The organism is Rhodoferax sp. (assembly GCF_023701345.1).
Taxonomy (GTDB): domain Bacteria; phylum Pseudomonadota; class Gammaproteobacteria; order Burkholderiales; family Burkholderiaceae_C; genus Rhodoferax.
Genome location: NZ_JAMPXE010000044.1, coordinates 1 through 24,160, shown reverse-complemented (window position 1 = coordinate 24,160; position 24,160 = coordinate 1). Strand labels below are relative to the sequence as shown.

Genomic DNA, 24,160 nt, shown 5'->3' with positions numbered 1-24,160 from the left:
GCCTGCTCGTCGCTCATCCCCTTGACCTTGGCGTAGTCACGCACCTCCTGCGATATCTTCATGGAGCAAAACTTGGGGCCGCACATGGAGCAGAAATGCGCCACCTTGGACGAGTCCTTCGGCAGCGTTTCATCATGGAAATCACGCGCCGTATCGGGGTCGAGCGACAGGTTGAACTGGTCCATCCAGCGGAACTCGAAACGCGCTTTGGACAGCGCGTCGTCACGCGCCCGCACACCGGGGTGGCCCTTGGCCACATCGGCCACATGGGCTGCGATCTTGTAGGTGATGATGCCGACCTTCACGTCGTCGCGGTCCGGCAGGCCCAGGTGTTCCTTCGGCGTCACGTAGCACAGCATGGCGGTGCCGAACCAGCCAATCATGGCCGCGCCAATGCCGCTGGTGATGTGGTCGTAGCCGGGTGCGATGTCGGTGGTCAGTGGCCCCAGCGTGTAGAACGGCGCTTCGTGGCAGTGTTTGAGCTGCTCGGTCATATTCGCCTGCACCATGTGCATGGGCACGTGACCCGGGCCTTCGATCATCACCTGCACGTCCTGCTGCCAGGCTTGTTGCGTCAGTTCGCCCAGCGTGCGCAACTCGGCGAACTGCGCTTCGTCGTTGGCGTCGGCACCCGAGCCGGGGCGCAGGCCGTCACCCAGCGAATAGCTGACGTCATAAGCCTTGAGGATTTCGGTCATTTCATCGAAGTGGCTGTAGATGAAATTTTCCTTGTGGTGGGCAATACACCACTTGGCCATGATCGAGCCACCGCGCGACACGATGCCGGTCACACGCTGGGCCGTCAGGTGGATGAAGGCCAGGCGCACGCCGGCGTGTACGGTGAAGTAATCGACGCCCTGCTCGGCCTGCTCGATCAGCGTGTCGCGGAAGATTTCCCAGGTCAGGTCCTCGGCGATGCCGCCGACTTTTTCCAGCGCCTGGTAAATCGGCACGGTGCCGATCGGCACCGGCGAGTTGCGCAGGATCCAGTCGCGCGTGGTGTGGATGTTACGGCCGGTGGACAGGTCCATCACGGTGTCGGCGCCCCAGCGCATCGACCACACCAGTTTTTCGACTTCTTCTTCAATGCTCGACGTCACGGCCGAGTTGCCGATGTTGGCGTTGATCTTGACCAGGAAGTTGCGGCCAATCGCCATCGGCTCGACTTCGGGGTGGTTGATGTTGCCCGGGATGATGGCGCGGCCGCGCGCGACTTCATCGCGCACGAACTCGGGCGTCATCACGCGCGGAATGCTGGCGCCAAAGCTGTTGCCGGCCAGCCGCGCTTCACGTTCGGCGTTGCCCTGATAGGCTTCCATCCAGGCCTGTTTCTGGTTTTCGCGGATCGCCACGTATTCCATTTCGGGCGTGATGATGCCTTTGCGGGCATAGTGCATTTGCGACACGTTGGCGCCCGCCTTGGCGCGGCGCGGCGTGCGCTGCAGCCCGGCGGCCTGGGCGCGCAAGGCGGCGAGCGCTTCCGACTCGCCATTTTTCAGGCCATCGTCGAGCGCAAAAGGGGGACGACCGGTGTAGGACTCGGTGTCGCCGCGCGCGGCGATCCAGGGGCTGCGCACCGAAGGCAGTCCCTGACGCACATCAATGCTGGCGTTGGGGTCGGTATACGGGCCGGAGGTGTCGTAAACGGTGACGGCCTCGCCGTTGCTCTGCATGATTTCACGCATCGGCACCTGGATATCGGCCTGGCTGCCGGGCAGGTAAATTTTGCGCGAGGCCGGCAGGGGCTCACGCGTCAGACGCATCAACTGGCTGAATTTGTCGGGGGCATTCATGGGATCGATCTCCTGTTGTGTTAAAAACAGCGCGGGAGTTTGGGCAACCAAGCGGCAAACAGGACAAGATCAAACGCGACAGATCACTGCTTAATCCATGATGCCTGTGTGGCAGGAAACATGGCAATGACAAAACGCCTGGCACTTCTTACGCCGGTATCAACCGGATCAAGTTCGCGGGTTTGGAAGACCATCTCAGTGCTGACACAGCACACCCCGGGCAGGCTGCAGTGTAAGCGAAGGGCAGTCCGGTTTTTCACCCGCGCTCCTCGTTACCATGGAGGCACTGCCCAGGAGTCCTCTTATGCCCGTGATCACCCAGATTGAAGACCTTCGCGTACTGACCCAAAAACGCGTGCCGCGCATGTTCTATGAGTATGTTGATGCCGGCTCGTGGACTGAGAGCACTTATCGCGCCAATGCGGATGATTTTCAAAAAATCAAACTGCGCCAGCGCGTCGCCATCAACATCGAAAGTCGCAGCACAGCCAGCACCATGATCGGGCAAAACGTGGCCATGCCGGTCGCCCTTGCGCCCACGGGCCTGACCGGCATGCTGTGCGCAGACGGTGAAATCAAGGCGGCCAATGCGGCCAAAAAATTCGGTGTTCCGTTCACGCTCTCGACCATGAGCATTTGCTCGATTGAAGACGTGGCCAGGGAAACCGGCGGGCACCCGTTCTGGTTTCAGCTGTATGTGATGAAAGACCGTAATTACATTGAGCGCCTGATTGACCGCGCCAAAGCCGCCAACTGCTCGGCGCTGATGCTGACGCTCGATTTGCAGATCAGCGGTCAGCGCCACAAGGACCTTAAAAACGGACTGTCCGTGCCGCCCAGGCCGACCCTTGCCAACCTTCTCAACATGATGACCAAACCGCGCTGGGGACTGGGCATGCTGGGGACCCAGCGGCGCAGCTTTGGCAACATCGTCGGCCACGTCAAGGGTATCGACAGCATGGGCAGCTTGAGCGAATGGACGGCCAAACAGTTTGACCCGGCGCTCAATTGGGGCGATGTGGAATGGATCAAGCAGCGCTGGGGCGGCAAGCTGATCCTGAAAGGCATTCAGGACGTGGAAGACGCCCGGCTGGCGGTTGATTCCGGGGCCGATGCGCTGATCGTCAGCAACCATGGCGGTCGCCAGCTCGATGGCGCTGAAAGCAGCATTCGCGCCCTGCCCGCCATCGTCGATGCGGTGGGCAGGCAGATCGAGGTGCACATGGATGGCGGCATTCGCAGCGGCCAGGATGTGCTCAAGGCGCGCGCCCTGGGCGCCCGCGGCAGCTACATTGGCCGCGCCTTTTTGTACGGTCTGGGCGCCATGGGCGAAGCCGGTGTGAGCAAGGCGCTGGAGATCATCCACAAGGAACTCGACCTGACCATGGCCTTTTGCGGCCACACACACATCGACACCGTGGACAAAGGGATTTTGCTGCCGGGGACACACCCGGTATAGGCGCGTCAGGCCACAGCTAAGTCGCCGAACCACCGGTCGCAGTCAGCCAGTGCCTGGCAATGTCCTCGCGGCGAGCCACCCAAACCTGCTTGCCGCAGCCGGCCAGGTAGTCCAGCACCAGATCAAGTCCGCCAATGCGGGCCGGACGGCCGATGATGCGCGTGTGCAGCCCCACGGTCAGCATGCGCGGGGCATGCCGGGTTTCTTCCAGAAAGGCCTTGATGGCGGCGATCACGTAGTCGGCAAAATCGCGCCCCTGCACAAAGCTGGCGCGGTCAAAAAAACGCATGTCATTGGTATCGAACGCATAGGGCAGCACCACGTACGGCTGACCGCTTGCGCCAGCCAGGGTAAAGGGCAGATCATCGCCATAGTCATCGCTGTCGTACAAAAACCCGCCGTGTTCCTGCAACAGGCGACGGGTGTTGACCGAACGCGAAGACTTGCAGTGCCAACCGGTCGGTGGCCGCCCCCAGAGCCGGGCGATGGTGGCGGCAGTGCGGGCGATCACCGCGCGCTCGGTGGCCTCATCCAGCCGGGCTGGCGACTCCCAGCGCCAGCCATGGCCGCACATCTCAAAACCATGAAGCAGGGCGTCCTGCGCCACCCAGGGCGTGCACTCCAGCGCCCGGCCGCACACATTCAAGGTCAGCGGCAGGCCGCGTTGCACAAAACGGTCAAGCACCCGGCGGTAGCCGCAGCGCGGGCCGTATTCAAAATGGGTTTCCATGCAGAAGTCCGGCACACCGGCAATTTCATGCACTACTTCGTGCACAGCTTCGTTGCCAGGGTCGCCGCTGGTGACGGTGAACTCTGCCCCCTCCTCGATATTGAGCACAAAGGACAGCGCCAGACCGGCACCGTTGGGCCAGCGCAGCATGGGGTTGCGCGCCTGGCCATTGCCAAAGCGTCTGGCGGATTTGAATTCGTGGGTCATGCTTGTTGCAAATAGGGGCTATAGGTGGGCTCAGCGGCTGCCATCGGCTAAAGTACCTTGGTACAACGCCAAACTCCAACGAAGTGACGAAAGAAAATGATTGATAAAGACACCGTGGTGGCCGCCCTGGTGCGCGCACGCAATGACCATAACCTGATCGACGCCGGCGCGCTGGCGCAGGCGCTGCCAAACACCGAGCAGGCTTACGCCGTTCAGATGGCCGTGGCACGACACCACGGCTGGTACCGTGATGCCCCACCCGGGTACTGGAAATCGGGCGGTGCCAATCGCGAGACCCAGTTGACCCACGCCCCGCTGCCACCGGCCGGCATCTGGCACAGTCCGGCCAGATGCGGCGATTGGCCGTTCGCCATGCGCGGGATCGAGGCCGAGATCGCGCTGCGCCTGGGCCAGCCGGTTGACCAGGCCCTGGCCCGCACACTGGCGCCCGAGAACGCAGGGGACCTCGTTGACGCCATGACGGTGTCGATCGAAATTGTGGATTCGCGCTGGCAACAGGGCATGGCGTCGCCGGCGCTGCTCAAGCTGGCCGACCTGCAGTCGCACGGTGCACTGGTGCTGGGCGACTGGGTCCCCTACCAAAAGCTGGATTGGTCCCGGCAGGTCTGCCGGGTGTGGGTGGGCGATCAACCCGAGGTGGTGCGGGTGGGCACACATTCCTTGGGCAATCCGGCCTGGCTGCTGCCACAGTGGCTGCGCCAAGCCTGCGCGATGTACGGCACGCTGCCAGCGGGCACCGTGGTGACCACCGGCACCTGGGTTGGCATTTTGTCGGGCCAGAGCGGCGACCATGTCAAGGTGGTGTTCGACGGCATGGGTGAATCCAGCGTGACCCTCTGATCGCCAGGCCGTGCTCAAAGCGGCGGCCATCGACCGGCCCAGGGCGCCAGGGCTTCAAAGGACGCTGCCAAGTCAAACAGGGCATCGTCACTGCCATAAGCGCCCACCAACTGCAACCCGATGGGCAAACCTGATCGTGCGGGTGCTGTCGGCACGGAGATGGCGGGCAAGCCGGCCGCGTTGATCCATCCGGTGAACACGGCATGACCGCGAGGCCCCACCGGCTGGCCCGCGATTTCAGGCGGATAGGCCTGCTCCGCCGGCCAGGGCAAAGCCGCGGCGCTGGGTAGCGCCACGCAGTCCCATTCATGAAACAAGTTTGCACAGTCACTGCGCAGGCGCGCCACACTGTCGAGCAGGGCCCACAGCACCGCTGCCGGCAGCTTGGCCCCCTGTTCGGCCATGGCCAGGTACTTGGCGGAGGCACCACGCTGCCATTGCGGTTGTCGCTCAAACAGGGCGGCCAGTCCGATCTGGGCCACCTGGGGCCATGCACTGGTGATCCAGTCCAGGTCCAATGGCAGCGCGCCGTGCTGCACTTCATGACCCAAAGCCAGCAACTGGCGCACGGCCTGCGCGCACGAGGCTGCAATTTCGGGGTCAACCGGCGAACCGTCGAGTGTCGGCACGTAAAGTACGCGCAGCGGGCCGGGTGGCCGCCCTGCCGAGCGAGCGGCGGCGGCCGCCAGCGACGCGCGGTCGCGCGCATCGGGTCCGCGCAGCACGTCAAACAGCAGTCGCGCATCCGCCACGGTGCGCGCCATCGGACCAACCACCTCGAAGTCGAGCAGCAAGGTCGGCAGTCCGCCGCCACGTGCCACGGCACCGATCGACGGCTTGAACCCCACCAGGCCGCAGTGCGACGCCGGGCGGCGTATGGAACCGCCGCCGTCCGTGCCCATGGCCAGCGCCGTGCAGCCAGCCGCCACGCTGGCGACCGCGCCGCCGCTGGAGCCGCCAGGCGTGAGCAATGGGTTCCATGGGTTGCGGGTGATGCCGAACAGCGGATTGCCGGTATAACCCTCGAGCGTGAATTCGGGCACGTTGGTCTTGCCAACGATCAGCGCGCCGGCGCCGCGCGCACGCGCCACTGGAAGTTCGTCGGCAGCAGGGCGGTGCAGCGCCAACGCCGGACAGCCCCAGGTGGTGAGCAGGTCAGCGGTACACAGGTTGTCCTTGACCGACAAAGGCAGGCCGTCCAGCGCAGACAGCGGCTGGCCAACCCGAAAGCGCTCGGTGCTTTCGACAGCGTCATCCAGCACGCTGTCGCGCAGCGCCACAAAGGCGTTGATCTTCGGGTTAGCCTGCGCAATTCGCGCGAGGCTGGCGCGCACTGCCGCCAGCGGGGTGACGCGCCCATCGCGGTACGCACGATGCAGCGCGACGGCTGACCATTGCCAAAGGGGAAGGTCTTCGTTCATCGCAGGCGTGGTCATGGAACGATTGACTTCACATCTGGGCCGGCAACCAGGTCACGATTTCGGGGAAAACGATCAGCAGCAGCGTAAACGCCAGCAAGATGATCACGTAAGGAAAGGCGCCGTAGATAGCATCGCGAATCGAACCACCATCCGGCCGAATGCCCTGCACCACAAACAGGTTCATGCCCACCGGTGGTGTGATCAGACCCAGCTCACACATGAGCACGATGAAGATGCCAAACCACACCGGGTCAATGCCCAGCGCATTCACGATGGGGAAGGTGATGGGAATCGTGGCCACCATCATGGAGAGCACGTCCATGAACATGCCAAGTACCAGGTAGAACACGATCAGGATCAGCAGCATCTGATTACCCGACAGTCCAAACGACGTCACCCATTGCGTCATGGCCTCAGCCACGCCGGTCAGGCTGACCGCCAGGTTCAGAATGAAGGCTGCGGTGATGATCAACAGAATCATGCCGCTGGTCTTGGCGGTCTGCACAAAACAGTTCTGCAGCAGGGGCCAGGTGAGCTTGCGGCTGTGCCAGGCAAAACCCAGTGAGGTCACCACACCCAACGCGGCTGACTCGGTGGTGGTGGCCACACCGCTGTAAAGGCTGCCCATCACGATAAAAAACACCACACCTGGCGGCACCAGGTCCTTGAGAAGGTGGATACGCACATGCAGCGGTACCCTTTCCTCGCGAACGGTACTTTTGGTCAGCAGGGCATGCACCATGATGAACCCCATGAAGGCCGCCGACAGCAGCAGCCCCGGAATGATGCCGGCAACAAACAGGCGCCCGATTGAGGTATCGGTCAGCGAGCCATAAACGATCATGTTGACCGAGGGTGGAATCAAAATGCCCAGCGTGCCGCCGGCGGCAATGGACCCCAGCGACATGTGCATCGGATAACCGCGCTTGTGCAACGAAGGCAGGGCCACCGTGCCGACCGTGGCCGCGGTGGCAACGGACGAACCTGAGGTGGCGGCAAACAACGCGCTGCAACCAATGTTGGTGTGCAGCAAGCCACCAGGCAGTCGGCCCAGCCAGGCCGCCAGCGCACCAAACATGCGGTCGGCAATGCCCGAACGCAACAGCAGTTCGCCCATCAACACAAACAGCGGGATCGAGGTCAGCAGATTGTCGTTGTGCACGCCCCAGACCACGGGCGCGATGGAGTCGACAAAAGGCAAGCCGTAGGCCAGCATGCCGCCAATGATGCCGACCGTGGCCATGGACGTGGCAATGGGCAGTCCGATCAGCATCATGGCCAGCATGCCGAAAAAAGCGATCAGGATGTAGCTGATGTTCATGCGACACCTGCCTGACTGACAACCACCTGGCCCGCCTGCGGTGCCACCGAACGAACCTGCAGGTCGTCAAGTTCTTCCTTGAGTTCCTCCCGGGTGGAGCGCGGGTGCAGCATGGCGTTGAGTTGCGCACTGCGCCCGGTGAACAACAGGTAGCTGGCATAAAGCGCCACAGCCACGGCCAGCAGGCCAAACAACATCAGCCCCACCAGCCAGATTGACTGTGGATACACCAGTGGCGTGGCCCAGGGTGTTTGGGCGACGCTCTGGTAGTTGCGCGAGTCCTGGATGACAAACCACGCCAGCCACGCCAGCAGTCCGGCGAAACAAGCCAGCGAGAGCGCCGAAAGCCAGTTCAACAAGGTCTTCACAGGTGACGGAAAGTGGTCGTAGAAAACATCGACGCGGATGTGGTTACGACCCAGCAGCGCCATGCTGAAGGCAATGGTGGCGCCAATCGCCAGAGCATAGCCTCCTAGCTCATCAGCACCTTGCAAGGAGACGTTGAACAGCTTGCGCAAGGCCGTCTCTACCGCAATAACCAGCGACAAACCGACAAATATCAGGCCGAACAGGGTGCCTAGCCAGCGTTCGATGTTCTCTTTCATGTCATCCATCCATTCATGAGTGTGAGGCGCAGGCCGGGTGAGCGACCTGCATTTTCAGCGCTTACTTGATTCCGATCACCTTACCCACAGTGGCTTTCCAGGCTGCCGAGCAGCCGGGGTTGGATTTGTCACAAATCTCGGCCCAGGTCGGCACGGAAATTGTGGCAACGGCATCACGCAGCGTGTTCAGGTCTGCCTGTTGCACCGGCACGTCAATCAGGCTGTACTTCTTGCCCGTGGTGCAGGGCTCCCTGCCCGCATTGCAATTCATGGCGTCCTTGGTCAGCTCCTGCGAGTAGACCCAGATGTCGTCTGTCAAGGTCTTGAAGGCGGCCTGCATCTTGCGTTGTTGTTCGGCATTCAGGCGGCTCCAGGCCTTGAGTGTGATGGAATAACCGTTGACTGCCATCTGAAAACCGATGGGGTACTGGTGGGTGGTCACTTCAGGCCAGCCAGAGCTGTTGGCGGAGCTCGGGCCGGTAATGGCGCAATCAACCACACCCAGGGACAGCGACTGGTGCACTTCGGTAAATGACAGCGGCACGGGCACGCCGCCCACAGTCTCGATGAACTTGGCCAGGTTCTGGTCGTAAACGCGCACTTTCATGCCCTTGAGGTCGGCCAGTTTGCCAATCGGCTTCTTGCAGAACAGGATCTGCGGACCAAACGGCCAGGCGCCCAGCAACTTGACCTGGAACTGCTTTTGCAGACGTTGGTCCAGCGTATCAAAGTAGGCCTCATAGACCTTGCGCGCAGTTTCGTAATTGGGTGCAGCACCGACCAGGTCCAATCCGAGCAAGGTGGGTTCGTCGCGTGAGTTCTGCGACACCCTAAGTGACACGATATCGAACAGGCCCGCTTTCATCACACGCAGCTGCTCGGTGTCCTTGATACCAAGTTGGTCGATGGCCTTGTAGTCGGCATCGATGGCCAGACCGGTGCGTTTGGCAAAGTCTTCAAAGAACGGCTTTTCCTTGTTTTTTTGCACCATCCCGGTGGCGGCAGGTTGACCGATGACCTTGTAAGTGATCTTGTCCTGCGCGCCGGCGGCGCCGCTGAATAGTACGGACGCTGCAGCGACCAGCGGCAGCAGGGACTTGGCGAAGCGATGGGTCAGACTCATGGTGAAACTCCTTGGTGGGTTGGCGGGTGAAACAAAAACTGAAAAAAATGTGTGTCAAGACTGTGCTCTGGGGCGCTGAGGCAACAAGCTGGAAGGCTGGCAGTGCAGAAACCGCCCCTGCCCCGCGCGGGGGTGGAACTGCCCGTCCCACACCACGTCGCCACCGACGAGGGTGATGCCGGGCCACGCGCGCAGCGTGCGGCCTTCGTAGGGGGTGTAGTCGACCGCGTGGTGCAGGTCGGCATTGCGCAGCACAAACTCGCGCTCGTCCCAGACCACGAGGTCGGCGTCGGCACCCACACTGATGGACCCCTTGCGTGGATGCAGACCATAAGCCTTGGCAGGGTTGGTGGCGGTCAGTTCGACAAACTTCTCGAGCGTGATGCGCCCACCCAGGACACCCTCCGAATAAAGCAGGGCCATGCGGGTTTCAAGGCCGGGAATACCGTTCGGAATGTGCCGGAAAGGCACCTCTGTGCCTCCTGGCTTTTTGCCTTCGTCACCCTCCATACAAAACGGTGCGTGGTCCGACGAGAACACGGTGAACAGACCATCGGCCAGACCGTTCCAGATGACCTCCTGGTTGGCACGGTCGCGCGGCGGCGGACTGCAGATGCAGCGCGCACCCTGGTAGCTGTCGTCCAATCCCAAGTCGTCGGCGGTCAAAAACAGATACTGCGGGCAGGTCTCGGCAAACACCTTCAAGCCTTGCGCGCGCGCCCAGCGAATTTGTTCAACCGCCTCGCGCCCCGAAACATGCACCACGAGGATGGGCACATCGACCAGTTCAGCCAGCGCCATCGCCCGATGGGTGGCCTCACGCTCAATCAGCATGGGACGCGCCAAGCCATGGAAACGCGGCGCGGTGCGCCCGGCAGCTTCGAGTTTGCGCGTCAACCACTCGATGGCGTCGGAATTTTCCGCATGAATCATTGCCATGGCACCACTATTGCGGGCCACCGCCAACACATCCAGGATCTGTCCATCATTGAGCTTGAGGTCGTCATAGGTCATGTAGACCTTGAACGAGGTATAGCCCTCGGCAATCAGCTGGGGCAATTCGTTCTGCAGCACCTCGGGCGTGGGGTCGCTCACAATCAGGTGAAAGGCATAGTCCACATGGGCCTTGCCCGCTGCGCGGCGGTGGTAATCGGCCACAGCGGCTCTGAGCGACTGGCCTTTGACCTGCGCGGCGAACGGAATCACCGTGGTGGTGCCGCCACAGGCCGCTGATCGGGTACCGGTGTCGAAGTCGTCGGCCATGCGCAACGGCGGCGTCATCGGCTGGTCAAGGTGGCAATGCGCATCGACCCCGCCCGGAGTCACAACACGGCCAGCAGCATCAATATCGCGCACACCTTTGGGCAGGGATGCACCAATTTGAACAATACGCCCCCGGCTGATGCCGATGTCGGCGGCAAAACAATCGCTTGCCGTTGCGACGCGTGCGTTGTGCACAACCAGGTCAAACGCCTCAGTCATGAGAGACCTCGCAGCGGGGATTCATCAGCAAATAATTGATCATTTTGTCAACAACTACGTTTTAAAGCGACTTGGTCTGTGAATGGTTACAGAGCTACTATTGCAAATCGCGTGCCAACCCGATGGTCGTTTTCATGTTTTCAAGCTCAGTCAATGAATTTCATAAAAAAACCATTGTTGACAATCTTTTATAAAAATGTCGGCAAAATAATCGAGTTGGCACGACATTCGCATGGAATGACCCCACCTTGCCATCCAACTGGAGCCTACTCATGACATCGTCCGTTCGCCTGGGGCTGCTGACCCCCTCGTCCAACACCGCACTGGAGCCACTGACCAGTGCGATCGTTGCCACACTCGCCAACGTGAGCGCCCACTTTTCACGTTTCAAGGTGACAGAGATTTCGCTGCGTCCAGACGCGCTGGAGCAATTCAACGACAGCAAGATCCTGGCTGCCGCCGAGCTACTGGCAGACGCCCATGTGGACGTGATCGGCTGGAGCGGCACCTCCTCAGGCTGGCTCGGCTTTGACGCTGACCGCCGCCTGGTCGAGCGCATCCAGCACCATACCGGCATACCCGCCACAACCGCGGTGCTGGCGCTTAATGAGTTACTGGCACTGAAATCCATTGATCGGCTGGGGCTGGTGTCGCCCTACACACCCGACATTCAGCAGCGCATCGTGAGCAACTACGCCGGCATCGGTGTCGAGGTCGTGGCTGAACAGCACCTTGACATCCATGTGAATTACGACTTCGCGCTGGTCACCCAGGACCAGCTTCAGGAAATGATGCGGACGGTGGCCCTGGCACACCCGCAGGCCATGACAACGTTCTGCACCAACCTGCATGCCGCCCCGCTGGCCCAATCAATAGAGGCCGAGTTGGGCATCCCGCTGCTGGACACGGTCAGCACGACCGTGTGGGGCATGCTGCGTACGGCAGGCGTTTCGCCTTCAGCCATTCGTGGCTGGGGTCAACTCTATAACTGGTAACTGCCCGCACTTTGGCGCTGGACCGATGATCATGGCCCAAAGTGGCGACACCAAGCCTGGCACTAACCTCCAACTCCTGGATCACCCCAACATGCCGAAGCCCCCCCGATCAGTGCCCCCCATCAGCCACCTGGAGCGCGAGACTGCCAATGACGATATCTATGAAAAAATTTATATCGCGATACTGGAACACCGCCTGCACCCCGGCACCAAGCTGGGCGAGGACCGGCTGGCCAAAATCTTCAATGTGAGCCGGGCCCGAGTGCGCGAAGTGCTGACCCGGCTGGCACATGAGCAGATCATTGACCTCTACCCGCAACGCGGGGCCTTTGTCGCCAAACCATCGCCGGAACAGGCCATGGACGTGTTCGAGGCCCGCCGCCTGATCGAGCCTGCCTTGCTCAGACGGCTGATCGCCACGCTGACGCCGGACAAGGTGGCGCGGCTGCGCCGACATCAGGAACTTGAGCTTGATGCACGGCGGCGCGACGACCGGCGCACCGTTGTACGCCTCTCGGGTGAGTTTCATGTCGTGCTGGCCGAACTGGCCGGAAACTCATCGTTGTCGCGCAGCATGCGCGAGTTGTCGACCCTGACCTGCCTGATCATCTTTCTCTACGATGCGCCCACTGCGATGAGTTGCCGCGCCGACGAACACGCGGACATCATCGACGCGATCGCACGGCGCGACATGGCCAAGGCCGAAAAACTGATGCTGTCACACCTTGACCACATCCAAAAAAGCCTGGCACTTGACAGCTTGAACGCCGAAGTGGACCTGGAGGCCGTATTTCGTGATTAAGCGCCAGGGAGCCCCGGCCATGCGCCTGCTGCTGATCAACCCCAATACATCGGTCCACATCACCGAACGCTTGGCGGCATCGGCCCGCCTCATGCTGCCAGTCGGCGCCACGTTGACCGCACTCACAGCCACTGAAGGCCCTCGTGCCGTACGCTCACCCGCAGAAGTACGGGGAGCCGCCGAGCGCGTGGTGGCCATGGCCCGCGAACACGGTTCGCAGCACGACGCCGTGGTGGTGGCGATTTCACTTGATTGCGGACTGGCGCAAGCCCGTGCCCTGTGTGCACCGCGCCCCGTCATCGGCATGACCGAAGCCGCCTGCCTGCTAGCCTGCCTGTGTGGGCCACGCTTCGGTGTGCTGACCCTGGGCCGGGACATGGCCTCCTTGTACCACGACCATGTGAGCCAACTTGGCCTGGGTCAGCGCCTGGTGGGCGTGGCCACGCCCGAGGCCCCGGCGGCCTTCGACGCCCCGGTGGCGACTGTGTCGCCACAGCTGCTCGACCTGCTGACCGAAGCGGCGCGGCCCCTGCTGCAAAACGGGGCCGATGCGATCGTTCTGGCGGGTGCGGTCTTGTGCGGCTACGCACCGGCGCTGCAGCAGCGCCTGGGCAAGCCTGTTTTGGACGGTGTTGCCTGCGCGGTGCAGTTGGCGTGTGCGCGGCTGGAAATGGCATGGCTGAATTCGGCAGCTGCCGTCGAATGAATAAACTTTTTTGTGTACTCAATCAGGAGCTGACTTGTTGAACCTTAACTTCCATCCCGCCGGTCGCCACCAGCTGCAAATTCCCGGCCCCAGTCCGGTGCCCGACCGTCTGCTGCGCGCCATGAGTTACCCAACCATCGACCACCGCGGCCCCGAATTCGGCAGGCTCGGTCTGGCCGTGCTGCAAGGGCTGCAAAAAATCTTCCAGACCCGGCACCCGGTAGTCATCTATCCGGCATCGGGCACGGGCGCCTGGGAGGCGGCGCTGGTCAACACCATGAGCCCGGGTGACACCGTGCTGATGTACGAGACCGGGCACTTCGCCAGTCTGTGGCGCAAGCTGGCCCAGCGCCTTGGCCTGCAAACCGAGCTGGTGGCGCTGCCTGGCACCTGTGCTCAGACCGGATTACCCAACAGCTGGCGTTTCGGTGTACAGGCTGATCTGATCGAGTCCCGTTTGCGCGAAGACAGCGCACACACCATCCGCGCCGTGTGTGTGGTGCACAACGAAACCTCGACCGGCGTGACCTCGGACATCGCCGCCGTGCGGCGCGCCATTGATGCCGCAAAACACCCGGCCCTGCTTCTGGTCGACACCATCTCGGGCCTGGCAGCGGCCGACTACCGGCATGACGAGTGGGGCGTCGACGTGACCGTCAGCGGCTCCCAGAAAGGTCTGATGTTGCCGCCCGGCATCAGCTTCAACGCCGTGTCGCCCAAGGCGCTGGCGGCCAGCCTCGAGGCGCGCTTGCCCAAGGCATTCTGGGCCTGGGACGACATCATCGACATGAACCGCAACGGCTACTGGCCGTACACCCCCAACACCAATTTGCTCTATGCACTGGCCGAATCTCTGGACATGATTCTGGGTGAGGGCCTGCCCGCCGTATTCGCCCGTCACCACCGGCTGGCTGCTGCCTGCCGCGCGGCCGTGAATGCCTGGGGGCTTGAGGTGCAGTGCGCTGATTCCGCCGTCTGTTCACCGGTGCTCACCGGCGTGGTGTTGCCACAAGGCCATGACGCCGATGCCGTGCGCCAGTTAATTTACGAGCGTTTCAACATGTCGCTGGGCACCGGACTGGGTCAACTCAAGGGTCGCATGTTCCGTATCGGACACCTGGGGGAGTGCAATGATCTGACCCTGCTCTCGGCCTTGGCCGGCTGCGAAATGGGCCTGCGCCTGGCTGGCGTGCCGCTGCTTGGCAGTGGCATACAAGCCGCCATGGCTTTGCTACAGGCCAGCGCCGAACGGCAGGCACGCTACCCCTGAGTCTCGCCGGCCGATATTCAGCGCGTCAAAGCCCACGGCAACTGCGCCGGCGTGATCACGTCCACGCTGTACCCTTGTTCTGTTTTCATGGGCCAGCCCTGCAGCACTGGTGCCACCACATAAGCATGGTCAAGCTTGATGTCCTGACAGGCCTGCCAAAAACCTCGGGGCACTTTGGGGGCAGTCGAAAATTTGATCTCAAAGCCGATTTTTTTGCTGCCCAGCTCCACCACCACGTCCAGTTCGGCACCCGCTGCCGTGCGGTAAAAACCCACATCAGCCCCTTTGGGCAACAGGGCGCAAATTTGCTCCACGATGAATCCCTCCCACGACGGGCCGGCCATGGGGTGGCCGATCAGCGCGTCAACATCAGGCACATTGAGCAGCGCGTGCAGCAGGCCACTGTCGCGCACATAGACCTTGGGCGACTTCACCAGGCGTTTGCCGATGTTCACAAAATGCGGCTCCAGGCGGCGCAGCATCATGGTGTCGGTCAAGGCATCAAGGTAACGCGCCACCGTGGTGTGGGAGATGCCACCCAGCGACGCAGCCAGGTTGGATGCATTGAACAATGCCCCATGCAAGTGCGCTGTCATGCGCCAAAACCGGTGCAGTGTTTGCGCCGGCACGTTGACCCCCAGCTCACGAATGTCACGGTTCAAAAACGTGGCCACAAAATCAGTCCGCCATGAAAAAGACAGCGCGTCCGTCGGCGCCGTGTAGCTCACCGGAAAACCACCGCGCAACCAGAGTTTTTGCAATGTGGTCAAGTCAGAGGCAACATCCGCGCCGGTTGCCATCACTTCACCCACCTGCAAAGGCGTGAGTTCGAGGTAACTGGCGCGCCCGGCCAGCGACTCGGAGCTTTGTTGCAGCAAGCGCCCTGATGCCGATCCCAGCAGCAAAAATCGCCCGGGTCTGCGCAGTGCATCAATCTCAGGGCGCAATTGCGCAAATACCTCGGGCACATACTGCACTTCGTCAAGCACCAGCAATTTGTCACGGTGCGCCTGCAAAAAGCCACTGCCCTCGGTGAGTTTTTCACGGTCGCCAGCCAGTTGCAAATCCAGGCTCATGGCGTTGGGGTGCATGGCTGCAATTTGCCGTGCCAAAGTAGTTTTGCCAACCTGCCGGGGGCCAAGCAGAACCACAGCAGGCGAAAAAGCCAGTTGCCCGGTAGCTGACTTGAGCAGCGCCCGAGGGTATTCCGGAATTTGCAGATGGTTAAAATTGCTTTCAATCATCCTTGCATTTTGCATTCTCAGGAGTCAATATGCAAGATTAATAACAGGCTCGCACAAGTCAGCCGTGGATGATGAACGCAACGTTGTTCGGTTGTGGATTGAACCGGTTTTTTTCCGGATTACAAGTCTTGGGCAAAGTTTGCCCGCGTTGCCTCAAGCGATTGCACTGGCACACTGATCCCGGTTTGGTCGTTAATCATTTCAATCACCGTTGGCAAAAGTGCGCGATCCGTTTGGGCCGAGGGGTGCCAAAGCTTTGAACGCATCAGCGCCTTGGGGCAATGAAGATAGGCGGCTTCAACCTTGACTTCCATGACCAGTTTGGGCGGACGTTGCTGATTGGCAAAATAACGGAGAAACGCCTCAGCGCAGGACAGGCGTGCCGCACCATTGATGCGCAAAGTCTCGTCAAATCCGGGAATCAGGAAGAGCAAACCGACTTGTCCGGTTTCGATGATGTTTTCAAACGTATCGAGTCGGTTGTTGCCTTGGGCATCCGGGATGAGCAGGGTCTGTTCGTCGCATATCTTGACAAAACCGGGAACGCCACCGCGTGGGGAGGCATCCATTGCCAGCGAACGGCTGGCGCTGGCAATGACGACAAAAGGGGAAAGCTGGATGAACCGCTGGCAATGAACATCAAGTGCCGGGAGCTGTTTTTTGATGATGCGCTCTTTGGGGGCGGGGTAGATGGCGCGGAGTTGCTCCTCAGTTTCAATGTTCATGGCGGATCACATTCAATTCAGACCACCTGCAAATGGTGCGTCACCAGCTTGAAATCAGGGTCTTCGGGGAAGGGCTTGACAGCAAAACCAAGCCCCTTCATGAGCTTGAGCATATTGGGGTTGTTGGCCAGCACCAGGCCCTCGATCTCGGTCAGGCCCTTTTCACGGGCAAAGTCCATGATCGACAGCATCAGCCGTGAACCCAGGCCACGGCCCTTGAACTCGTCGGCTACCACCAGAGAGAACTCGCAGCTGGCGCGATCCGGGTTGGTGATGTAGCGCGACACGCCAATGATGCGCGTGGCCTCCACGGTTTCCCCTTGCTCATTGGTGACTTCTTCGGTGATGAGTGCCACCAGCGCCATTTCCCGGTCATAGTCAATCAGCGTGAAGCGCGACAGCATGGTGGCCGGCAGCTCCTGCATGCTGGAGACAAAGCGGAAATAACGACTCTCGGGCGACAGGCTGCGCACAAAATCCTGCAGCATGGTGGCATCGTCCGGATGCACCGGGCGCACGATGTATTCGCCGCCACCGGCCAAGGGGCACAACTGCTCGTGCTGCGACGGGTACGGCAGGATGGCCAGATGGTTGTAATGGCGCACCGACGGCGCGGCGTTGTCCACCACGATGCGGGCGTCCACGGCCAGCGCACCGGATTCATCAACAATGATGGGATTGATGTCCATCTCGCGCAGTTGCGGCAATTCGCACACCATCTCCGACACACGCAGCAATATCTGCTCCAGCGCCTCCATGTCGACCGCTGGCGCGCCGCGCCACACCCCCAGGGTTTCCGCCACGCGCGAGCGCTCGATCAGGCGGCGTGCCAAAAACTGGTTCAGCGGCGGCAGTTCCATGGCACGGTCGTTGATGAGCTCGATCATGGTGCCACCGGCGCCAAAGGCGATCACCGGGCCGAACGGTTCGTCGGTCACCAGCCCCACACAAACCTCACGTCCGCGCTTCTGGTTCGCCATGTTCTGGATCGTTACCCCGTTGATGCGGGCATGGGGTTGCAATTTGGTCACCGTCTGGATCATGGCGAGGTAGGTGTCGCGCACACTGGTGGCATTCAAAATATTGAGCGCCACGCCCTGCACGTCGGACTTGTGGCTGATGTCCGGCGAGTCGATCTTGAGCGCCACCGGAAAACCCAACTGGGTGGCAATCATGATGGCTTCATTGGCACTGCGCGCCAGAATGGTCTTGGTCACCGGAATATGAAAAGCCGCCAGCAGCGACTTGGATTCCATCTCGGTGAGCACCTTGCGGCGCTCGGCCAGCACGCTCTCGATCAGCAGGCGGGCCCCTTCCACATCAGGTTGAGCCAAATCCGACAGCGGCGGCGGCGTTTGCTGCAGCAACTGCTGGTTTTGGTAAAACGAGGCAATGTTGCCAAACGCGCCCACCGCTGCCTCCGGCGTGCGGAAGGTGGGAATGGCGGCGTCGTTCAGGATTTTCCGGGCCTCACCCACCGTGGCATCGCCCATCCAGCAGGTCAGCAAGGGCTTGCTGACATGACGATTGAAGTTGGCCATGGCGCTGGCCACGGCATCACCATCAGAGCCCATTTTGGGCGAATAAATCACCAATATGCCGTCAATCTGGGGCGCTTTGCTGACGGCCTCGATGGCCAGCCGGAAATGTTCCGGTCCGGCTTCTTCCGACACGTCGATCAAATCAGTCAGGGTGGCCAAGGGCGGCATTTGCGGCTTGATGGCCAGTGCCTGCTCGGGTGTGAGCCGTCCCATCGTCAGATTGATTTCACTCACCCAATCGGCGGCCAGCACACCCGGGCCACCGCCGTTCGTAATGATGACCAGACGCTTGCCCACCGGCTTGTAACGCGAGGCGAGGCACTTGGCTGCCGAGAACAGGGCCACAAACGAGCGCACCCGCACCGCACCGGCGCGCCGCAGTGCGGCATCAAAGACGTCATCGCTCCCCACAATGGTGCCCGAATGGGTCAAGGCTGCCTGATTGCTGGCAGCCTTGCGCCCGGCCTTGAGCACCACCACCGGCTTGGCATTGGCCGCCGCGCGCAGCGCGCTCATGAAGCGCCGGGCATTGGTGATGCCTTCCATGTAAATCACGATGCTGTGTGTTTTGGCGTCAGAGGCCAGAAAATCCAGCACCTGGGCCATGTCCACTGCGGTATTGGGGCCGAGGGACACCACCGTAGAGAAACCCACCGCGTTCTTTTTGGCCCAATCCAGAATCGATGACGTCAGCGCGCCCGACTGCGACACCAGCGCCAGCGGCCCCAGCGATGCCAACTCACCGGCCACGCTGGCGTTGAGTTGCAGGTGAGGACGCTGAAAGCCCAAACTGTTGGGACCCAACAGGTAGATGCCGTCGCGGGTCGCCATTTTGTGCAAATCGGCCGCCAGTGCGGCGTCGATGCCGGAAGAGATTACCAGGGCCGAACGGCATTTGATGCGCCCGGAAATTTCCATTGCGGCCGCGACCTCGGAAGGCGGCAGCGCAATAATGGCCAGATCGGCATTGACAGCGGCCAAGTCAGCCAGGGTGCCACTGGCATGAATGTCCAGAAAAGTCAGTTTGCCGGTAAAACGCTGGGTCGTGATCGCCTGGTGCAATACGCGCGCCTGCGAGGTGAATGTCTCGGGTTCCTCTGGCTTGCCTGCAAACACCACAATGGAGGCAGGTGAAAACAGAGAACTCAAAAAATGCTTATCCATGAAACCACCTATTGACAAAAATCCGTATTGATAAAGCAACTTGGCAGAGCTTAACCTGAATGGTCTGATTTTTTTTGACCTGGCACACCAAAGAGGCAGGCAATCGCGCTACTTTATGCCACATTGCATCAATGGCTACAAACCGACCCCATTTGCCTCGAAAATCATGGCGTCATGAGCACCCCACGGACTGCCCCGCTACGCCGCATTGCCCACTTGGACATGGACGCGTTTTATGCGTCCGTGGAGTTGCTGCGTTACCCCCAGCTCAAAGGGCTGCCACTCGTCATTGGCGGCGGACGCAGGACGCAAGATGCCGACCTGAAAGAACGCCAGGGCGAGCGCCCGCCAAACAAAATCCCGGTAGCCGATTTTCCCCGGTTGCAGGACTACAGCGGGCGCGGCGTCATCACCACCGCCACCTATGCGGCGCGCCAGTTTGGCATCGGCTCGGCCATGGGACTGATGAAAGCCGCCAGGCTCTGCCCCGAAGCGATTTTGCTGCCGGTGGACTTTGCCGCCTACCGGCACTATTCCCGCGCCTTCAAAAACATCATCCTGGAAATTGCACCGCTCATGGAGGACCGCGGCATCGACGAGGTCTACATCGACTTCACCCAGGTCCCCGGCGGCCAACGCGAAGGTGGCCGCGTGTTGGCGCGGTTGATCCAGAAAGCGATCTTTGATGCCACTGGACTGACCTGCTCGGTGGGCGTGGCGCCCAACAAGCTGTTGGCCAAGATGGCCAGCGAATTCAATAAGCCCAACGGCATTGCCATTGTTTTCGAGGACGACCTGGAAAGCAGCATCTGGCCGCTGGCCTGCCGCAAGATCAACGGCATTGGCCCCAAGGCCGATGAAAAACTGCAGCAACTGGGCATCAAAACCATCGGCGAACTGGCCCAAAAAGAACAGGATTGGCTGATGGACCACTTTGGCCAGAAAACCGGTACCTGGATGTTTGATGCCGCCCACGGCGTGGACTCCCGACCCGTGGTGCTGGACAGCGAACCGGTCTCCATCAGCCGCGAAACCACGTTTGAGCGCGACCTGCACGCGGTGCGCGACAAGGCCGAACTGGGTGCCATATTTACCCGCCTGTGCGAACAGGTGGCACAAGATCTGGCGCGCAAAGGCTATGTGGGCAGAACCATCGGCATCAAGCTGCGCTACGACGACTTCAAGGGTGTCACGCGCGACCTGACACTGCCCGACTATACCGCCGATGCGGCGGCCATCCGCCACCATGCCGGTCTTTGCCTCAAGCGGGTGCCGCTACAGCAGAAACTACGCCTGCTGGGGGTGCGCGTGGGTTCCCTGATGACTCTGGCCGAGCACCAACTCTGGCGCCAGAATGAAGCCCCCATGCAGCCGGTGCAGACGGCCATGGACCTGGACACATAAGTCATAATTTAGCCCACCGAAGACCGCCGTTTGGTGCCTGTTTCTGGCTGCTGGACGTTTTCAACGCCACTTTTTCAGCCATGCACCGAACCATTTTCACAACGCCCGTCGTCAGTTCCCTGCTGCGCGTTTTTTCGCTGACATTTCTCAAGCTGACTGGCTGGCAAGTGCAGGGCGCCCTGCCCGCGCAGGCGCAAAAAAGTGTGCTCATTGCCGCCCCCCACACCAGCAACTGGGACCTGCCCTACACCCTGATGGTGGCCTTTGCGCTGCGCCTGAATATTTACTGGATGGGTAAGGCCAGTATTTTTCGCTTTCCGTTTGGGCCGCTGATGCGCTGGCTCGGCGGCATCGCGGTGGACCGCGCCAAAACCAACAACCTGGTGCTGGCTTCGGCGCAAGCCATTCAGGCCGCCGAAGGTGCACTGCAACTGATCGTGCCACCCGAGGGCACGCGCAGCAAGACGCGCTACTGGAAAACCGGCTTCTATCACATTGCAGCAACGGCGCAGGTGCCGATCGTGATGGCCTACATGGACTACCAGCGCAAGATCAGCGGCCTCGGGCCGATGTTTGTGCCGAGCGGCAACGTCGAGGCCGACATGGTGCAGATCAAGGCCTTTTATGCCCCGTTCAAAGGCCGAAATGCGGGGCAGTTCGAGACCGTATAGCCTGCTGCGGTCAACGCCTGGCCGCCCGGTCGATCTCGGCGCGCAGCTCGGAGTAGTTCATCGTCACCGGAAACTGGGGAAACTCGTCGATCACGTTCTGCGGCGGGTGGAACAGGATGCCGGCATTGGCCTCGGCCAGCATCGCGGTGTCGTTGTAGGAGTCTCCGGCGGCAATCACATGGAACTGCAGCTCCCGGAAACGCTGCACCGCTTCTTTTTTCTGGTTTGGCATGCGCAGGTGGTAGTTCACCAGAAAGCCATCGGCATCGGCTTCCAGCTTGTGGCAGAACAGCACCGGCATGTTGAGCTGGGCCATCAGCGGCATGGCAAATTCGTAGAAAGTGTCTGACAGGATGATGACCTGGTAGTCGCGCCGCAACGCGTCCAGAAAATCGCGGGCACCGGCCATCGGCCCCATCTCGGAGATCACCTTTTGAATATCGGGCAGGCCCAACTGGTGGGTCTTGAGCAGGTCCAGCCGGTAGCTCATCAACTTGTCGTAGTCGGGCTCGTCGCGGGTGGTGCGCGACAGTTCCGGGATGCCGGTGCGACGGGCAAACTCGATCCAGATTTCGGGAACGAGGACACCTTCGAGGTCAAGACAAACGAGCTGCACAGACATTCTCCATAAGTTGGTAACCAAAGGCGGGCATGTTAACGTGAAAGAACTTCGTCATTGCGAACGAACGCAGTGAAGCAATCCATAACGTCCAAACACCTGGACTGCGACGCTACGCAGTGACGGGGCTTGGTCCAAGAGTCGTGCGCGGTATCGGGACAGCTTCAGGCGCTGCCCTCGTCCAGCGTCGCTTCTTCGAGGTGAGCGGTATCACCCCAGCCCACCAGCGTGAGGCCTTCGGACGTCCACAGCAGGCGGTTGATGGCGGCATTGCCCAGGTGCCAGGTGCGCGGGGCTTGCAGTTCCTGGCCGGTGGCCAGCCGGTACAGCACGTCCATCACACCGCCGTGGGCGACCAGCACAATTTGGCCACCAACATGTTGCACCGCCATGGCAGCCACGGTGCCGCTGATGCGCTGGCGCAGGGCCAGCAGCGATTCGCCGCCAGGCGGTGCCCAGTCGGGCTCCCGCTTGCGCCAGCGCAGCGAGTCTTCGGGCCACTGTGCTTCCAGTTCGACATAGGTCTTGCCTTCAAAACTGCCAAAGCAGCGTTCACGCAAATCCTGGCTGGCCACCAGGGGAGCCCCGGTGGTTTGCGCGATGGCGCGGGCGGTATGCCAGGCGCGCAGCAGGTCGCTGGTGTAAATGGCCTCGACAGACTCACCAGCCAGTGCGCGCGCAACTTGCGCGGCCTGCCAGAGGCCTTTGGGATTGAGCGCAATGTCAAGATGGCCCTGCAGGCGGGTATCCACGTTCCAGGCGGTTTCTCCGTGGCGGATGGCAATGATGCGGGTGGCTTGCATTAACGGGGGATTTCAATGTTGACGCGGCGCGCACCGGATGGCGGCGTCGGAAAGCCCTGCAAGGCGGCATCGAGCATGGCGGCCAGCACAGCGTCACTGTCGGCCCAGATGCCGTCGTGGCTGGCGTGGCTCTCGAACACCACGACACCCGCGGCATTGCGCATGATCAAACTGACCTGGCGCCAATAACTGGTGCGCGAATCCAGTCCTGGAAACAGTGGACCATGACTGCCCACACTCAAACCCCCATGACCCCATACCCAGCCCAGACCCCAGCCAATGTTCAAGCCGTTCTCAGTGTAGAAAGTCTCCTGGCGCTGGATGGCACTGACCTGCACGCTCAATGGGGCCGCATTTTGCCGTCTGAGACCCACTTTGGCCAGCGCGTGTTCGGCCAGCTTTTCCAGTTTTGCCTGATTCACAGGGTTAGCCAGTTGCGAGGGCAGGCGCTCAAACTGGTAACTGGCCCCCGGGGCAATCACTTGCGTCGCGAAACTGTTGACCTGGTTATCAATGAGCCGCGTGCTGGCGCAACCCGAAATCAGGAAAACCACCAGCAACAAAGCTGAACGCACCATTCTGATCGGGGCTAGCGACATATTCCCCCCTTCAATTTAAAGTGTAAGGACATCGTCATTGAGAATGCGTCAGAGCTGCACCACTTGCAAACCCGCCACTTTGTGCAGCGGGAATTCTTCCTCGTCAAAGACCTTGTCACCGTCAACATCGGCCTGTCCGGTGATTTTGATGTTTTTGAAGTCGTAGCGATTGGCATCCATCAAGTGTGAAGGCACGACGTTTTGTAAAGATGTGAACATGGTTTCGGTGCGCCCCGGGTATTGCTTTTCCCAATCACGCAGCATCTGGCCAATGAGCTGGCGCTGCAGGTTTTCCTGGCTGCCGCACAGGCTGCAGGGGATGATTGGAAACTGGCGGTGCGCGGCCCATTTGGTGAGGTCTTTTTCGGCCACGTTGGCGAGCGGACGGATCACAATGTGACCGCCGTCGTCACTCACCAGCTTGGGCGGCATGCCCTTGAGTTTGCCGCCAAAAAACATGTTCAAAAAGAAGGTGGCCAGCATGTCGTCGCGGTGGTGGCCGAGCGCAATCTTGGTGATTTTCAGCTCGTCGGCCACGCGGTACAAAATGCCGCGGCGCAGCCGGCTGCACAGGCTGCACATGGTCTTGCCCTCGGCCACCACTTTCTTGACGAT

General features: G+C 61.0%; 22 protein-coding genes and 1 riboswitch. Of the genes, 8 read left to right on the top strand and 14 right to left on the bottom strand.

Translation table 11 applies throughout. The features are described 5' to 3' along the window. Window positions 1–1,793 (bottom strand): phosphomethylpyrimidine synthase ThiC (gene thiC, locus NDI87_RS08130; protein WP_296274614.1); only part of this gene is annotated, 1,793 nt, incomplete at its 3' end. A gap of 126 nt (window positions 1,794–1,919) precedes the next feature. Then, a riboswitch (TPP riboswitch) is annotated at window positions 1,920–2,022 on the bottom strand. Window positions 2,023–2,097: 75 nt separating this feature from the next. Here thiC and NDI87_RS08125 point away from each other — a divergent pair. After that, window positions 2,098–3,252, top strand: coding sequence for an alpha-hydroxy acid oxidase (locus NDI87_RS08125; protein WP_296274612.1), 1,155 nt, complete (start codon window positions 2,098–2,100; stop codon window positions 3,250–3,252). Window positions 3,253–3,268: 16 nt separating this feature from the next. Here the strand turns inward: NDI87_RS08125 and NDI87_RS08120 are convergent, their stop codons facing one another. Further along, window positions 3,269–4,189 carry a polysaccharide deacetylase family protein gene (locus tag NDI87_RS08120; protein ID WP_296274609.1) on the bottom strand — a complete coding sequence of 307 codons (921 nt, stop codon included), beginning with the start codon at window positions 4,187–4,189 and terminating at the stop codon, window positions 3,269–3,271. A gap of 96 nt (window positions 4,190–4,285) precedes the next feature. Between NDI87_RS08120 and NDI87_RS08115 the strand changes: the two genes are divergently transcribed. Further along, entirely contained in the window at window positions 4,286–5,050 is a 765-nt protein-coding gene (locus NDI87_RS08115; protein WP_296274607.1) for a fumarylacetoacetate hydrolase family protein, read from the top strand. A gap of 14 nt (window positions 5,051–5,064) precedes the next feature. Here NDI87_RS08115 and NDI87_RS08110 read toward each other — a convergent pair whose 3' ends face one another. The 5 genes from NDI87_RS08110 to hydA form a co-directional block, all read right to left on the bottom strand. Continuing rightward, window positions 5,065–6,486 (bottom strand): amidase, encoded by a 1,422-nt coding sequence (locus NDI87_RS08110; RefSeq protein ID WP_296274605.1) that lies wholly within the window; start codon window positions 6,484–6,486, stop codon window positions 5,065–5,067. Window positions 6,487–6,499: 13 nt separating this feature from the next. Then, the gene (locus NDI87_RS08105; RefSeq protein ID WP_296274603.1) at window positions 6,500–7,792 is read right to left on the bottom strand and encodes a TRAP transporter large permease; all 1,293 of its coding nucleotides are present in this window, start codon (window positions 7,790–7,792) and stop codon (window positions 6,500–6,502) included. Continuing rightward, window positions 7,789–8,397, bottom strand: a complete 609-nt coding sequence (locus NDI87_RS08100; RefSeq protein WP_296274601.1) for a TRAP transporter small permease — start codon at window positions 8,395–8,397, stop codon at window positions 7,789–7,791. The genes NDI87_RS08105 and NDI87_RS08100 overlap by 4 nt, the downstream gene beginning before the upstream one ends. 61 nt (window positions 8,398–8,458) lie before the next feature. Continuing rightward, window positions 8,459–9,520: a TRAP transporter substrate-binding protein gene (locus NDI87_RS08095; RefSeq protein ID WP_296274600.1), complete on the bottom strand. Its 1,062-nt coding sequence runs from the start codon at window positions 9,518–9,520 to the stop codon at window positions 8,459–8,461. A 54-nt stretch (window positions 9,521–9,574) separates the two neighbouring features. Further along, window positions 9,575–11,002, bottom strand: coding sequence for a dihydropyrimidinase (hydA, locus tag NDI87_RS08090; RefSeq protein ID WP_296274598.1), 1,428 nt, complete (start codon window positions 11,000–11,002; stop codon window positions 9,575–9,577). Between the two features lie 272 nt (window positions 11,003–11,274). Here hydA and NDI87_RS08085 point away from each other — a divergent pair, with 272 nt between their 5' ends. From NDI87_RS08085 to NDI87_RS08070, 4 genes are all read left to right on the top strand, one after another. Continuing rightward, a complete protein-coding gene (locus tag NDI87_RS08085) occupies window positions 11,275–11,997 on the top strand; it encodes an aspartate/glutamate racemase family protein (protein WP_296274596.1) in 723 nt (240 codons plus the stop codon). Window positions 11,998–12,088: 91 nt separating this feature from the next. Next, window positions 12,089–12,799: a GntR family transcriptional regulator gene (locus NDI87_RS08080; RefSeq protein ID WP_296274594.1), complete on the top strand. Its 711-nt coding sequence runs from the start codon at window positions 12,089–12,091 to the stop codon at window positions 12,797–12,799. Between the two features lie 19 nt (window positions 12,800–12,818). Continuing rightward, window positions 12,819–13,505, top strand: coding sequence for an aspartate/glutamate racemase family protein (locus NDI87_RS08075; RefSeq protein WP_296274592.1), 687 nt, complete (start codon window positions 12,819–12,821; stop codon window positions 13,503–13,505). A gap of 34 nt (window positions 13,506–13,539) precedes the next feature. After that, the gene (locus tag NDI87_RS08070) at window positions 13,540–14,775 is read left to right on the top strand and encodes an aminotransferase class V-fold PLP-dependent enzyme (RefSeq protein ID WP_296274590.1); all 1,236 of its coding nucleotides are present in this window, start codon (window positions 13,540–13,542) and stop codon (window positions 14,773–14,775) included. A gap of 17 nt (window positions 14,776–14,792) precedes the next feature. Here NDI87_RS08070 and NDI87_RS08065 read toward each other — a convergent pair whose 3' ends face one another. The 3 genes from NDI87_RS08065 to NDI87_RS08055 all read right to left on the bottom strand — a co-directional run bounded on the left by NDI87_RS08065 (window position 14,793) and on the right by NDI87_RS08055 (window position 19,449). Further along, entirely contained in the window at window positions 14,793–16,019 is a 1,227-nt protein-coding gene (locus NDI87_RS08065; protein WP_296274588.1) for an ATP-binding protein, read from the bottom strand. A gap of 119 nt (window positions 16,020–16,138) precedes the next feature. Next, window positions 16,139–16,744, bottom strand: coding sequence for an MSMEG_1061 family FMN-dependent PPOX-type flavoprotein (locus NDI87_RS08060; protein WP_296274586.1), 606 nt, complete (start codon window positions 16,742–16,744; stop codon window positions 16,139–16,141). Between the two features lie 17 nt (window positions 16,745–16,761). After that, on the bottom strand, window positions 16,762–19,449 hold the full coding sequence (locus NDI87_RS08055) for a bifunctional acetate--CoA ligase family protein/GNAT family N-acetyltransferase (protein ID WP_296274584.1): 2,688 nt from the start codon (window positions 19,447–19,449) through the stop codon (window positions 16,762–16,764). A gap of 174 nt (window positions 19,450–19,623) precedes the next feature. On the opposite strand from NDI87_RS08055, the gene dinB reads away from it, so the two are divergent. Next, window positions 19,624–20,853, top strand: a complete 1,230-nt coding sequence (gene dinB / locus NDI87_RS08050; protein WP_296274580.1) for a DNA polymerase IV — start codon at window positions 19,624–19,626, stop codon at window positions 20,851–20,853. Between the two features lie 80 nt (window positions 20,854–20,933). Next, on the top strand, window positions 20,934–21,524 hold the full coding sequence (locus tag NDI87_RS08045) for a lysophospholipid acyltransferase family protein (protein WP_296274578.1): 591 nt from the start codon (window positions 20,934–20,936) through the stop codon (window positions 21,522–21,524). Between the two features lie 10 nt (window positions 21,525–21,534). Here the strand turns inward: NDI87_RS08045 and thrH are convergent, their stop codons facing one another. The 4 genes from thrH to ttcA all read right to left on the bottom strand — a co-directional run. After that, complete coding sequence (gene thrH / locus NDI87_RS08040; protein ID WP_366028538.1) at window positions 21,535–22,140, bottom strand: bifunctional phosphoserine phosphatase/homoserine phosphotransferase ThrH; 606 nt, start codon at window positions 22,138–22,140, stop codon at window positions 21,535–21,537. 167 nt (window positions 22,141–22,307) lie between these two features. After that, a complete protein-coding gene (locus tag NDI87_RS08035) occupies window positions 22,308–22,946 on the bottom strand; it encodes a histidine phosphatase family protein (RefSeq protein WP_296274574.1) in 639 nt (212 codons plus the stop codon). Beyond that, window positions 22,946–23,545: a DUF4136 domain-containing protein gene (locus tag NDI87_RS08030; RefSeq protein WP_296274572.1), complete on the bottom strand. Its 600-nt coding sequence runs from the start codon at window positions 23,543–23,545 to the stop codon at window positions 22,946–22,948. Before NDI87_RS08030 ends, NDI87_RS08035 begins: the two co-directional genes overlap by 1 nt. 48 nt (window positions 23,546–23,593) lie before the next feature. Further along, window positions 23,594–24,160: tRNA 2-thiocytidine(32) synthetase TtcA (gene ttcA / locus NDI87_RS08025; RefSeq protein WP_296274571.1), on the bottom strand; the 567-nt coding region annotated here is incomplete at its 5' end.